The organism is Lacinutrix mariniflava (assembly GCF_001418015.1).
In the GTDB taxonomy this organism is placed as follows: domain Bacteria; phylum Bacteroidota; class Bacteroidia; order Flavobacteriales; family Flavobacteriaceae; genus Lacinutrix; species Lacinutrix mariniflava.
The window spans coordinates 773,769-786,611 of record NZ_LIQG01000026.1 but is presented as its reverse complement, the minus strand read 5'-3'; the positions used below and the strand labels follow the sequence as shown (position 1 = coordinate 786,611).

The window sequence follows — 12,843 nt, the reverse complement described above, 5'->3', positions numbered from 1 at the left end:
AAACCTTATTACTAATTTTTAATCTAGATTTGGCTTACGTCGGTTTGCCTTACGTTCTTTATTATGGCGCTTCTTTTTTAACCTTTTCAAAATTACAGATTTAGGTGTTTTTGTAGGAATACGTCTTTTCTTTATGTACAAAGTCGATTTAAGTACTTGAATTGCTCTAACAATCGCTATATTCTTGTTTCGATGTTGACTTCGACTTTCTCCACACTGCATTATTAACAAGCCTTCTTTTGTTATTCGATTTGATAATTTGTGGAGAATGATTTCTTTTTGTTTCTCATTTAAAACTAAAGATTCTTGGATATTAAAGGACAATTCAATTTTTGAAGACACTTTATTTACATGTTGTCCTCCTGCTCCAGAACTCCTAATACCCTTAAAATTAAATTCGCGTACAAGTTCCTCCTCGTTAAACATTAATCTTGATGCATTACTTTTAATAAATCTGTCACTGTTTTTACAGGATTGAAAGTAGCAAGAGGGACTTCAACAAAAATAGTGTTCCAATTTGCCATACTACCATTCCAAAGGCCAGGAGATTCGAGTGCTTTTATATCTTTTCCTGTTTTTGTTTTCATGGTAATAAATGCCGTTTTGGGATCGACATAATTAGAGAGATCAAAGGTTTTCCCTTTATAATTTTTTATACCACAAACTAAATCTACGGGATTAAAATGAGTTGCATTTTTTAAAATATTTTTTTGATGTTTGTTCTTTTTATCCACCTGGGCAGACTCAACAATTTGTAACGAAACCGTTCCATTTTCACTCTTTACCCAAAATGGACCACCACCAGGTTCTCCTTCATTTCTAACCATTCCACAAACACGAATTGGTCTATTAAGTTTGTTTCTTAAATATTCTATTTGATATTTTATAGAATATTTTTCGAACTCATTAGAGACAATAACATTTAACTTTTTTCTTAAAAATCGTGCTATCTCCAATAATTGAATTTCGGTTTGATTTTCGTTTTCCAACTGTTCTAAATAAGAAAAAGCCTGTTGCTGCTCACTTAATAAAATACCTGCTAGTACTTTTTTATACTTTGCTACTTCTTTTTGATATTTGTAAACGACAACATTGTCTATGTTTTTTATAAAAAGAATATCGCCTTCAAAATCATTTAAATTACATAATAATGCGCCATGACCTGATGGTCTAAAATATAATGTTCCGTCAGGATTCTCTATCGGTTGGTTTTTTGTATTTACGGCAATAGTATCTGTTTCTTCTTTTTGGTAAGAATAGGTAATATTAAATGTTGAATTGGTTTTATGTTCTACAGTCTTTTGAATACGCTTAAATTCTTCATTAAAGATATCTTTATAAATTTCTGAAATAGTGAAATGAATACTCACTTTACTTTTAGTAGATGTGTATAAAGCTGCTTCAAATAGATGTTCCTCGAAAGCAGTTGCAATATGATCTTTATATTTATGAAATGGCAATAGTCCTTTAGGAGAAAAACCATAATTTAAACGGTCTTCGTTTAGCATTGTTTTTATAAACTCTAAAGCTTTTAAATCTGCTGATAGGGAGTCAAAATTCGAAACATATTTTTTAGTTTCATTAAAAACAACGTCATAAAAAGGTAACTTTTCAACACCAACTCCAAATACTAATAACTCGTTTGCTTTTTGTTTATTTACAAAACCATTAATGGTATCCTTTTTAGGATTATAGGTGTCTAAAAATTCAAATAAAAACTTGAACATTCTCGTTGCTGCACCAGAGGCAGGTACAAATTTTACAATATTTAGATCCTCTTTTTTAGTATCATAAAACGTAGCATATTCTTGTTTTTCTTCTTCAGAAAAACTAAAAATACCATGACCTAAAATAGCCGCAGATTCTAAATTAATTAAAGGCAATCCTGATTTAAAAGTCTCTATTTGCTTTAAAACTTTCTCTACAGTTAACCCTTTATCTTCTATCTGTTTTATTTGTGCTTTAGTGAAGTTCACTTTTTATTTTCATTAATTTATCTATATGCTTTACGGCAATTTCGAGACGTTTATTCTTATCTCCCTTTAACAAAACATAAGGTCTCTTATATTTTATTAAAGCCTCCTCAAACACTTTAAACATCGCTTCTCTTTCTTCAGGCTTATCTCTTAAATCGTCTGCTTCCCAAGGCGTATCAATATACGTTAAAAAGTATAAATCGTAAGTATTTTCTACTGCATATTTTTCTAATTGTGGATCGCAAGTTCCAGAATAATAAGCTTCGGAGTATACTTTGGTTTCTAACAAATCTGTATCACAGATAAGTACTGAGTCTGTTTTTTTTGCCGATTCATTTTCCAAAAACATTTGTCCTTCAGCAATTGGCAATAAATCTTTAGCTTCGCAGGTTTTACGCTCGTTATTCCATTTATCTTGTAGATATTCGCGAGCATATTCACGAACCCAAACTGAATTATAATAACGCGCTAAATGCCTTGATAATGTTGTTTTTCCAGTAGATTCCGGACCAAACAAAACTACTTTTATGCAATTTGCGGGTTGTTGTTTATATTTTTCTTCCATGCTAAATAACCAAATATTGCAATAATTGTGAATCCAAAATACTGAAAACTTGTAAAAGTGAATCCTTTATACAAATATAAAGGAACGGAAATTAGATCTCCAATAATCCAAAATATCCAATTTTCTATTTTCCGTTTTGCCATTAACCACATACCTACAAAGAAAATTGCCGTCGTAAACGTATCTACATAAGCAACCCAACTAGTCCATTTATCAAATACATTATAAACCGTAAAAACAAAAAACAAAGTCGCAATAAAAATACCTAAACTTATTTTTTTCTCTTTGAGAGTCGTACTTGATATTGGTGTAACATGCGTTGCGTCCACCTTATTAGTCCATATAAACCAACCATAAATGCTCATTATAAAATAGTATGCATTTATCATCATATCGCCCAAAAGTTCCCATTTTAATAATAGGTAAACAAAAATAAGCGTGCTTATAATTCCTGTTGGAAATACAAGTATATTATTTTGTTTAGAAAACCACACAGACAAAAAACCAAAAATAACAGCTATAATTTCTAAAGCAATATCTAAGGTTTCATATTGAGCGTACTGACTAAAAAGTAAATCAAAAATGTGGCTCATAATCACTTCTGTCTGTTTTTACAACTTTCATTGTTAATACTGAAATACCTACTGCTTCAAACGAACGTTTTATCTCCTTATTTAAAAAAGGCATTAATTTATCGTAATCCCCATAAATTTGAGTGCTTAACGGGTTTTCTAAAACTGTAAATTCTGAATCACGAAGTGCTTTTATAAAGTCTATAACGTGCTTTTCGTAATCATCTTGTAAAGGTGACAATGTTAAGTCTACTGATATATTCATCTTTAGTTTCCGCGAAAGCGGTCATTTTTTAAATTAATAATATATTTTAGTTTGATTCTTGAGCAGGTTCAGCGAAACAATTTACTTTAGCAAATCGTCAAAAAACGATTCATCTTCCTCAAAAGCAGTACCTATTACAACAACATTTGCTCCAGCACTAAACGCTTTTTCTATTGCTAATTTACTTCTAATTCCGCCACCAACTATTAATGGAATATTAATTTCTTTCTTTACTGCATTTATTATTTCTGAAGCAACAGCTTGTTTTGCACCGCTTCCAGCCTCTAAATACACCAATTGCATACCTAATAACTCTGAAGCTTTAGCAGTATCAACAATCTCTTGTAATTTTATTAAAGGCTTAGTATTCGTCACCTTTTGGGTTGATGTTTCTTTTTTACCTTCAACTAAAACATAACCTGTTGGTATAATTTCTAAATCACTATTTCTCAATTTAGAAACCGCTTTTACTTGCTGACCGATTAAATATTCTGGATTTCTACCAGAAACTAAAGATAAAAACAGAATAGCATCTGCCTGCTCAGAAACCTGAATAACATCTCCGGGAAATAAAACAATAGGTAATTTTGTTAATGGTTTTATAGCAGAAATTAAAGCATCTGTTGCAAAAGCATCGACAATACTTCCGCCTATAAATATATGGGTTGCTATAGATTTGTTTACTTTATCTATAAATTGCGATGCGTTTTTTAAATCAAATTTATCCGGATCTATTAAAACAGCAAGACTTCGAAATTCTGGACTTTTTATATGTTTTAGAATAGACTTCATACTATCCCAAAACATAAGCACACGTGAAACCTTCAAACTCTAGAAAGTATGAATTGTATCTGTATTTCTTCATCTTATAATCTATCCAACATACAGTTTCAAGATCTTCTATCATAAACGGAATCACTAAAAAATGTTCTCTAAACAACATACCTGGAGTTGCAAACAATTTATATAAAGACTCTTTAATTCCCCATATAACCGTTAATCTCCTAATATAGTTTTCGTTATTCTTAGATAAATATTGAAACTCATAATCCACAAACTTCTTTGCTATAACGGCTATTTTATCACGTTGTTTCTCTATATCAATACCCACTTCGACATCACTAATAATAACACCAGAAAATGTAAAACTATGTGTTATAGAAATGTGTTTACCATCCTTTAAATGCGGCTTACCATTATCGTCGTAAAACAAATCTTGATCGGTATAACCAAACTCTCGTAAAAGGTGTCTTACACTTAAAAATCCACGCTGATGCAACTCGCTTTTCATACCTAAAACACGAGTTAAACTTGTTGATTTTAAGTCTAATGCAGAAAATAACGTATCGTAAGATTCTTCAATCTTCCAGATTTTAACAGTAGTTTGTGAGTTTACACTTATGGTTTTATAAAGAGGCATTTAATATTCTAAATGTTATTGATTATCTTTGCAGTGCCTAAGGCGAACTTAGTACTTTCAATGGCGAATTTAACTATTTTAAGTCCTAAATCCCAAAGGTGTTTCATTTTATAAAAAACAAAAAAAAGAATATGACTAACAAAACAGTTGCTTTTGTACCTAATAAGGTAAAAGATATGTCGCTTGCGGCTTGGGGAAGAAAAGAAATTAATTTAGCCGAAGCAGAGATGCCAGGTTTAATGAGTTTACGTGAAGAATACAAAAACGAACAACCATTAAAAGGTGCTCGTATTGCAGGATGTTTACACATGACTATTCAAACTGCAGTTTTAATTGAAACTTTACAAGCTTTAGGAGCGGAAGTAACTTGGAGTTCTTGTAACATTTTCTCTACACAAGATCAAGCTGCTGCAGCAATTGCAGAAGCTGGAACGGCTGTTTATGCCTGGAAAGACATGACAGAAGAAGAATTTGATTGGTGTATAGAACAAACACTTTTCTTTGGTGAAGACAGACAACCATTAAACATGATTCTTGATGATGGTGGTGATTTAACAAATATGGTTTTAGACCGTTACCCAGAATTATCTGCAGGTATTAAAGGTTTAAGTGAAGAAACAACAACTGGTGTTCACAGACTTTACGAGCGTGTAAAAAATGGAACATTAACAATGCCAGCAATAAACGTAAACGATTCGGTAACAAAATCGAAATTCGATAACAAGTACGGTTGTAAAGAATCTGCAGTAGATGCAATTCGTCGTGCAACAGATATTATGTTAGCAGGAAAACGTGTAACTGTTTGTGGTTATGGTGATGTTGGTAAAGGTACAGCAGCCTCTTTTAAAGGAGCTGGAAGTATTGTAACAGTAACAGAAATCGATCCTATTTGTGCGTTACAAGCTGCAATGGACGGTTTTGAAGTTAAAAAACTAGAAACTGTAGTTGGAAATAGTGATATCATTATTACAACAACAGGAAACAAAGATATTGTACGTGCTGAGCATTTTGAAGCAATGAAAGACAAAGTAATTGTTGCTAACATTGGTCACTTCGATAACGAAATCCAAGTAGGATGGTTAAACGAAAAGCATGGTCACACTAAAGATACTATCAAGCCTCAAGTTGACAAATACAACATCAACGGAAACGATATTATTCTACTTGCTGAAGGTCGTTTAGTAAACTTAGGTTGTGCAACAGGACACCCTAGTTTTGTAATGAGTAATTCATTTACTAACCAAACTTTAGCACAAATAGAACTTTGGAAAAACAGTGCAGCATACAAAAATGATGTTTACATGTTACCAAAGTATTTAGACGAAAAAGTAGCTAAATTACATTTAGCAAAAATTGGTGTTGAGCTTACAGAATTAGCAGAATACCAAGCAGATTATATTGGTGTAAAAGTAGAAGGACCTTATAAGCCTGAGCATTACAGATACTAATTGTCATCCAGAGCGAAAGCGAAGAATTTCAAAAATTAATTATATTAAAATCCCAAGCAGCAATGTTTGGGATTTTTTTATGTTTTGGGCAATTTGTTTTTGGTAATAAAAACCAAAACCAACCACGCTTTTCACTATATCTTTTTTATGAAAAATAAAAAAGGATGCCGTTACAATCCTTATTGCAAGCTAGTCAGTAATTGTCACATCTTATTCGGTGTCATTGTGAGGAACAAAGCAATCTTTTCTTAGGTTATCCAAAGCAAAATGCACTTCGTTTATTTTAGTACAAACCTTCCGAGTTTTATTTCACAATAAAACCCACCTTCCTTTAACTAAAGGAAGGAGCGCTTACTCAATTTTACTCTTATTATAATTTACTAACTTCACCATCTTAAATAACAACCTCATGAGTCTTAATAAAGTAAAAAGCGCACTTAACAACTTAGAGTCACATATTAAAAACTACAATACATCCAACCCTAAAGTCTCTAAAAGTGGCGTTGCATGGCATTTAGACCACAGTTTAAAGGTTATTAACGGTGTTTGTATTACACTTCAAAAATCGGATCCAAGATTATATAAAAACAACTTTAGTTTTTTAGGAAAGGTATTCTTTACACTTGGTTTTTTCCCAAGAGGAAAAGCCAAAGCACCAAAACAAGTAAAACCACCAGAAATTGTTTTAAAAGAAGATATTATCTCGCAACTACAACTGGCAAAAACCAATGTTGATAGTATTGCAAATTTAGACAAGAATGCTTTTTTTAAGCATCCTTTATTTGGAGACGTTAATACCGTAAGAATTTATCGTTTTTTAGCGCTTCATACTAATCATCATTTAAAGATTATTGAGGATATAATGAAGAAATAAAATTTAGTACCCAGTAACTAATAGGTTTCTAGCGCCTCGAATTCCACATTTTTGGTATTTATGATAAGCTTGAGCTGCTCTTTCTCTAATCTGTAAATCTGTTTCATTTAAAATCCATCCATCAATAGCCGATTTTAAAGTATACGCTTCAGGTGCCATTAATCCTGTTGTCCAAACTAATGGATTAGACTGCGTCTTTTCGAGATAAGACTTAAAATAATTTTTACTTATACATGCCAGAATTATAGCATCTCTTTTACTAGTATTAGATGGAGTAAATCTTCCTTCTACTTCAAACTCCATTAATCCATCATGGCCAACGTAACTTAAAAGATTAGCATCTCCACCAAAACAAAGTTCATTACTATTATATTCAATTTTTATCCCATTATTTCCAGCATTTGCTTCAAGAAAATCAATAGTTGTTTGCCTAATATACTTACCGTTATATGCATCTGCTAACAAATAAGTATTTGACATTTTATGTTTAAACAAAAGACGTTCGAGAATGTTTTCTTTAGGATTTAGTGTTGTAGACAGTAAAACCCAATCTTTACTTCTTTTAAAATAAGCTTTAACGCCATACATCGCTCCCCAATAAAGATTGGAATTAACATCTTGGCCATTACCTAATTTTTTTGGGACTGGTACAATTCCTTGATTTACATTATCGCAAAGCGCTACAAATACATGAATAGTTTTTGCGTTATTTTCTGACTGACCCATTGACAAAAAAGGAATAACTAATAAAATAAAGAGTAGTTTTCTCATGCAATCCAAACGTAAAATCTTTGGTTTTATTACAAACAAAAAAAATGCCTTTCCAATGGAAAGGCATTTTTAATATTTAAAAGAAAATTATTTCTAAGCTTCGAAAGGCTCAATAGACACATAAGATCTATTGTTTCTTTTCTTTGTAAATTTTACAAGACCATCTACATATGCATGTAAAGTATGATCTTTTCCTTGGTATACGTTTTCACCTGGGTGATGCGTGTTACCACGTTGTCTTAATATGATATTTCCAGCAATAGCAGCTTGTCCACCAAATATCTTAACGCCTAAACGTTTTGATTCTGATTCTCTACCATTCTTCGAACTACCAACTCCTTTTTTATGAGCCATTGTCTTAAGGTTTTATTTGTTAATATTAAGTAGTTAGCGATTAAGCTTTACCACCGTCTAATTCGTCTTGCCATACTTTCAACTCATCCCACTTACCATCAGCAGCCATTTGAGCTTGTGCTGGCCAAGTATCAGTTACGTGGTTTCCACGAACACCTGCGATGATTTCAGAAATTTTAGCTGCATCAATTTTTGCTAATTCAGCAAAAGTTGAAATTCCAGCTTCTACTAACGTAGATGCTATTTTTGGACCAATACCTTCAACTTTTTTCAAGTCGTCAGCTTTTCCTGTTGCTTTAGCAGCAGCTTTCGCTTCTACTTTTGGTTCAGCTTTTTTAGTTTCTTTTTTTGGAGCAGCCTTTTTTGCTGGCTTAGCTCCTGAAGCTACAATGCTCTCAATAACGATTTCAGTTAAGGCTTGTCTATGACCATTTTTAACACGGTAACCTTTTCTTCTTTTCTTTTTGAAAACAATAACTTTGTCACCTTGAAGGTGCTTTAAGATTTTCACACTTACTTGTGCTCCATCTATAGCTGGGGCGCCTAAAGTAACATTGTCACCATCTGCAATCAAAAGAACATTATCGAAAGACATAGTCTCTCCTTCTTCTGATGCTAAACGGTTAACAAAAACTTTTTGGTCTTTTTCAACTTTAAATTGATGCCCTGCTATCTCTACAATTGCGTACATTAGCGTAACGTTTTTATTAATTTGTTATTAAAATACTTACTTTCTTCACAGAAAGCGGATGCAAATATACTTCTAATAAATTAATTTGCAAACGTTTTTACCTATGATTACTAATATTTTAGCTACATTTTCTTCATTTTATCGCTAAACATATTACTTAATAGATAACTTATTAGCTTAAAAACGCATTAAACCGCTAGTTATCCTTTCTTAATGGTACTTCAAGCTTGTTTTTAAAATTCATTATTAAAATAAATAATTAGTTTAATAAAAGCAGATTCTAAAATTAACGGTTTTCGATTTAATTACTAAAACAGGTCAAATCATGAATAATTGATTGTTAATTTTTTAACATATAGCCTACTTTATATTTAACTATTAGTAATTTTGTTAGTAATCTGTAACAAATTATCTAAGTTAGAGACCTATAAATCAATTAACATTAAACAACTCAAAATGAAAAAAAATTTATTCTCGTTAGCAGCTTTGCTCTTGGCTGGATTTGCCGCTAATGCGCAAGAAGTTAAATTTGAAGAGTACGATTTAAGTAACGGAATGCACGTTATTTTACATCAAGACAAAACTGCTCCAGTAGTAACCACTTCAGTAATGTACCATGTAGGCGCAAAAGACGAACAACCAGACCGTACAGGTATGGCTCACTTTTTCGAGCACCTTTTGTTTGAAGGAACAGAAAACATAGAACGTGGCGAATGGTTTAAAATTGTAACTTCTAATGGAGGAAGTAACAATGCCAATACTACAGATGATAGAACGTATTACTACGAAGTATTCCCTTCTAATAGTTTAGAATTAGGATTATGGATGGAGTCTGAGCGTTTAATGCACCCAATTATTAATCAAATTGGTGTAGATACTCAAAACGAAGTTGTAAAAGAAGAAAAACGCTTACGTGTTGATAATTCTCCTTATGGTAAGTTTATTGAAGAAATTAAACTTAATATCTTTAAAAAACACCCGTATAAAGGAACGACTATTGGTAAAATGGCTCATTTAGATGCTGCTTCTTTAGAGGAGTTCCAAGCTTTTAATAAAAAATTCTACGTGCCTAATAATGCTGTTTTAGTTGTTGCTGGTGATATAGAAATTGCTTCAACAAAAAAAATGATTGAAGATTATTTTGGACCTATTCCAAGAGGAGAAGATATTGTTAGAAATTTCCCAAAAGAAGATCCTATTACAGAAACTATTAAAGCTAAAGCTTACGATTCTAATATTCAAATTCCAGCTATTATGGCTGCTTACAGAACTCCTGCAATGACAGAGAGAGATGCTTATGTTTTAGATATGTTATCTAGTTATTTAAGTTCTGGTAAAACTTCAAAATTATATAAAAAACTTGTTGATGATGAAAAGAAGGCTCTTCAAGTTGGTGCTTTTAGTCAAAGTCAAGAAGATTACGGAACGTATATTTTATTTGGCCTCCCGTTAGGTGATAATTCTTTAGAAAGCTTATTAGCTGGAATAGATGAAGAATTGGTAAAGGTTCAGAACGAATTAATGTCTGAAAGAGATTACCAAAAACTTCAAAACCAATTTGAAAATGATTTTGTAAACTCTAACTCTAGTGTTTCTGGTATTGCAAATTCTTTAGCACGTTACTACATGTTATATGATGATGTAAACTTAATTAATAACGAAATTAATATCTACAGATCTATTACAAGAGAAGAAATTCAAGCAGCTGCAAAAAAATATCTAAACCCTAATCAACGTGTGGTTTTAGAATATTTACCAGAAGTTAAAGAAGAAAAATAATAAATTTAGAAACATCATATTATAATGAAAACAAAAATAACAGCAATTATAGCACTGTTTTTACTATCCATTTCTGCTACTGCTCAAATAGATAGATCTGTGCAACCAAAACCAGGTCCAGCTCCATCAATTACATTGGAAGTTCCTGGTGAATTTGAACTTAAAAACGGACTTAAAGTACTTGTGGTAGAAAACCACAAACTACCAAGAGTATCTTATTCTTTAAATATAGACAACCAACCACAAGTTGAAGGTAACATAGCAGGAGTTTCGGGTATACTTGGAGCAATGATGGGTAATGGAACAACTTCTATCTCTAAAGATGAATTTAATGAGGAAATCGATTTTCTTGGGGCAAGTTTAGGCTTTGGGTCTAGCAATGTATCTGGAAGTTCATTAACTAAATATTCTGAAAGAATATTAGAATTAATGGCAGATGCTACAATGAATCCTTTATTAACAGAAGAAGAATTCCAAAAAGAGAAAGACAAAGCCATAGAAGGTTTAAAGTCTAGTGCAAAAAGTGTAGACGCAGTAGCCTCTCGTGTTGGTGGCGCATTATCTTACGGTAAAAAACATCCTTACGGAGAGTTTCTTACAGAAGAATCTTTAAATAACATTACGCTTGATAATGTACGTGCTTTTTATCAGAAGAATTTCAACCCAAACAACGCTTACTTAGTTGTTGTTGGTGATGTAGATTTTAAAACTGTTGAAAAGCAAGTGAAAAAATATTTCAAGAAATGGGATAAAGGAATTGATATCACTAGAAACATGCCTGAAACATATAAAAATGTTAATGCAACAGAAATTAACTTTATAGACATGCCAAATGCTGTACAGTCTAATATATCTGTAACAAGCAATGTAAAATTAGAAATGGGTGATGCAGATTATCATGCCGTTTTAATTGCTAATAAAATTTTAGGTGGTGGTTTTAACTCTTACCTTAACATGAATTTACGTGAAGCTCATGGTTATACTTATGGTGCACGTTCAAACGTTGGTACAAGCCGCTATGGTGCTTCTCGTTTTACAGCCGGAGCTCAAGTAAGAAATGCAGTTACAGATAGTGCTGTTGTAGAGTCTTTAAAAGAAATTAAAAGAATTAAAAGTGAAAAAGTTTCTGCTGAAGATTTAAGAAATGCTAAAGCAAAATACGTTGGTGACTTTGTATTAGCTTTAGAGCAACCATCTACAATTGCTAGATATGCTTTAAATATTAAGCTAAACAACTTACCAAAAGATTTTTACAAAACGTATTTAACAAAAATTAATGCGGTTACTGTTGACGATGTACAACGTGTAGCGAACAAATATTTTACCGAAGATAATGCTAGAGTTATTGTTGTTGGAAAAGGTAGCGAAGTAATTTCGAACTTAGAAAAAACAGGAATTCCTATTAAATATTTTGATGTATTTGCAACTTCTGTAACAAAGCCAGTATTTACTAAACCAGTTCCAGCAGGAGTTACTCCTCAAACAGTTTTAGATGGTTATTTAAAAGCTATTGGCGGCGAAACTACATTACAAAATGTAACTACTTTAGTTCAAGAAATGAGTGCTTCTTTTCAAGGACAAAATATGGCAATGACTGTTAAGCAAAAAAGCCCAAACCTTATGTCTACAGATGTTAGCATTATTGGAATGGGATCTGTTTTCAAACAAGCTTTTAATGGTGAAACTGGTTACATGGCACAAATGGGAAACAAACAACCCATGCCTGCTGAAGCTATCGCTAAATCTAAGGCCAAAACAGCATTATTTGATGAATTAGGTCTAATGGCTAATTCTTCATTAAAAGTATCTTTAGATTCAATTGAAACTGTAGATGGTAACGATGCTTATGTTTTAGTAATTGAAGATAAAGATGGAGAATCTACTAAAAATTATTACGATGTAACTTCTGGTTTAAAAATAAAAAGTGTTTCTAAAGAAAAAGGTCCAGGAGGACAAGAAATTACTCAAGAAAGAACTTTTGGTGACTATAAAGAAGTAAGTGGTATTAAATTTCCACACATAACTTCTGTACCAATTGGAGGACAAAATGTAGAGCTTAAAGTAACTACAATTAAAGTAAATGAGCCTTTAACAGCTGCTGACTTTGAATAAGCAAAAAGTTATTTAA

Annotated in this window: 14 protein-coding genes; 4 read left to right on the top strand and 10 right to left on the bottom strand. The window is 32.0% G+C overall.

Going from position 1 to position 12,843, the window contains the following annotated elements; all coding sequences use genetic code 11:
* Nucleotides 1-18: 18 nt before the first annotated feature.
* The 7 genes from arfB to ASC44_RS10400 all read right to left on the bottom strand — a co-directional run bounded on the left by arfB (nucleotide 19) and on the right by ASC44_RS10400 (nucleotide 4,798).
* A complete protein-coding gene (gene arfB, locus ASC44_RS10430) occupies nucleotides 19-426 on the bottom strand; it encodes an alternative ribosome rescue aminoacyl-tRNA hydrolase ArfB (RefSeq protein ID WP_055447540.1) in 408 nt (135 codons plus the stop codon).
* Nucleotides 426-1,976 (bottom strand): DUF4301 family protein, encoded by a 1,551-nt coding sequence (locus ASC44_RS10425; protein WP_055447539.1) that lies wholly within the window; start codon nucleotides 1,974-1,976, stop codon nucleotides 426-428. The genes arfB and ASC44_RS10425 overlap by 1 nt, the downstream gene beginning before the upstream one ends.
* On the bottom strand, nucleotides 1,963-2,541 hold the full coding sequence (locus tag ASC44_RS10420) for an AAA family ATPase (RefSeq protein WP_055447538.1): 579 nt from the start codon (nucleotides 2,539-2,541) through the stop codon (nucleotides 1,963-1,965). Before ASC44_RS10420 ends, ASC44_RS10425 begins: the two co-directional genes overlap by 14 nt.
* Entirely contained in the window at nucleotides 2,502-3,134 is a 633-nt protein-coding gene (gene pnuC, locus ASC44_RS10415) for a nicotinamide riboside transporter PnuC (RefSeq protein ID WP_055447537.1), read from the bottom strand. The genes ASC44_RS10420 and pnuC overlap by 40 nt, the downstream gene beginning before the upstream one ends.
* The gene (locus ASC44_RS10410) at nucleotides 3,118-3,378 is read right to left on the bottom strand and encodes a hypothetical protein (RefSeq protein ID WP_055447536.1); all 261 of its coding nucleotides are present in this window, start codon (nucleotides 3,376-3,378) and stop codon (nucleotides 3,118-3,120) included. The genes pnuC and ASC44_RS10410 overlap by 17 nt, the downstream gene beginning before the upstream one ends.
* Before the next feature lie 81 nt (nucleotides 3,379-3,459).
* On the bottom strand, nucleotides 3,460-4,170 hold the full coding sequence (locus ASC44_RS10405) for a geranylgeranylglyceryl/heptaprenylglyceryl phosphate synthase (RefSeq protein ID WP_055447947.1): 711 nt from the start codon (nucleotides 4,168-4,170) through the stop codon (nucleotides 3,460-3,462).
* A 1-nt stretch (nucleotide 4,171) separates the two neighbouring features.
* Nucleotides 4,172-4,798, bottom strand: coding sequence for a 4'-phosphopantetheinyl transferase family protein (locus ASC44_RS10400; RefSeq protein ID WP_055447535.1), 627 nt, complete (start codon nucleotides 4,796-4,798; stop codon nucleotides 4,172-4,174).
* A 131-nt stretch (nucleotides 4,799-4,929) separates the two neighbouring features.
* On the opposite strand from ASC44_RS10400, the gene ahcY reads away from it, so the two are divergent.
* Complete coding sequence (gene ahcY, locus ASC44_RS10395; RefSeq protein ID WP_055447534.1) at nucleotides 4,930-6,246, top strand: adenosylhomocysteinase; 1,317 nt, start codon at nucleotides 4,930-4,932, stop codon at nucleotides 6,244-6,246.
* Between the two features lie 409 nt (nucleotides 6,247-6,655).
* Nucleotides 6,656-7,120 (top strand): DUF1569 domain-containing protein, encoded by a 465-nt coding sequence (locus tag ASC44_RS10390; RefSeq protein ID WP_055447533.1) that lies wholly within the window; start codon nucleotides 6,656-6,658, stop codon nucleotides 7,118-7,120.
* 3 nt (nucleotides 7,121-7,123) lie between these two features.
* Here the strand turns inward: ASC44_RS10390 and ASC44_RS10385 are convergent, their stop codons facing one another.
* The 3 genes from ASC44_RS10385 to rplU all read right to left on the bottom strand — a co-directional run bounded on the left by ASC44_RS10385 (nucleotide 7,124) and on the right by rplU (nucleotide 8,936).
* A complete protein-coding gene (locus tag ASC44_RS10385; protein ID WP_055447532.1) occupies nucleotides 7,124-7,891 on the bottom strand; it encodes a hypothetical protein in 768 nt (255 codons plus the stop codon).
* Between the two features lie 93 nt (nucleotides 7,892-7,984).
* Entirely contained in the window at nucleotides 7,985-8,245 is a 261-nt protein-coding gene (rpmA, locus tag ASC44_RS10380; protein ID WP_034062695.1) for a 50S ribosomal protein L27, read from the bottom strand.
* A gap of 40 nt (nucleotides 8,246-8,285) precedes the next feature.
* A complete protein-coding gene (rplU, locus tag ASC44_RS10375; RefSeq protein WP_055447531.1) occupies nucleotides 8,286-8,936 on the bottom strand; it encodes a 50S ribosomal protein L21 in 651 nt (216 codons plus the stop codon).
* A gap of 456 nt (nucleotides 8,937-9,392) precedes the next feature.
* Between rplU and ASC44_RS10370 the strand changes: the two genes are divergently transcribed.
* Nucleotides 9,393-10,715, top strand: a complete 1,323-nt coding sequence (locus ASC44_RS10370; protein ID WP_055447530.1) for a M16 family metallopeptidase — start codon at nucleotides 9,393-9,395, stop codon at nucleotides 10,713-10,715.
* A gap of 24 nt (nucleotides 10,716-10,739) precedes the next feature.
* A complete protein-coding gene (locus ASC44_RS10365; RefSeq protein ID WP_055447529.1) occupies nucleotides 10,740-12,827 on the top strand; it encodes a M16 family metallopeptidase in 2,088 nt (695 codons plus the stop codon).
* Nucleotides 12,828-12,843: the final 16 nt, after the last annotated feature.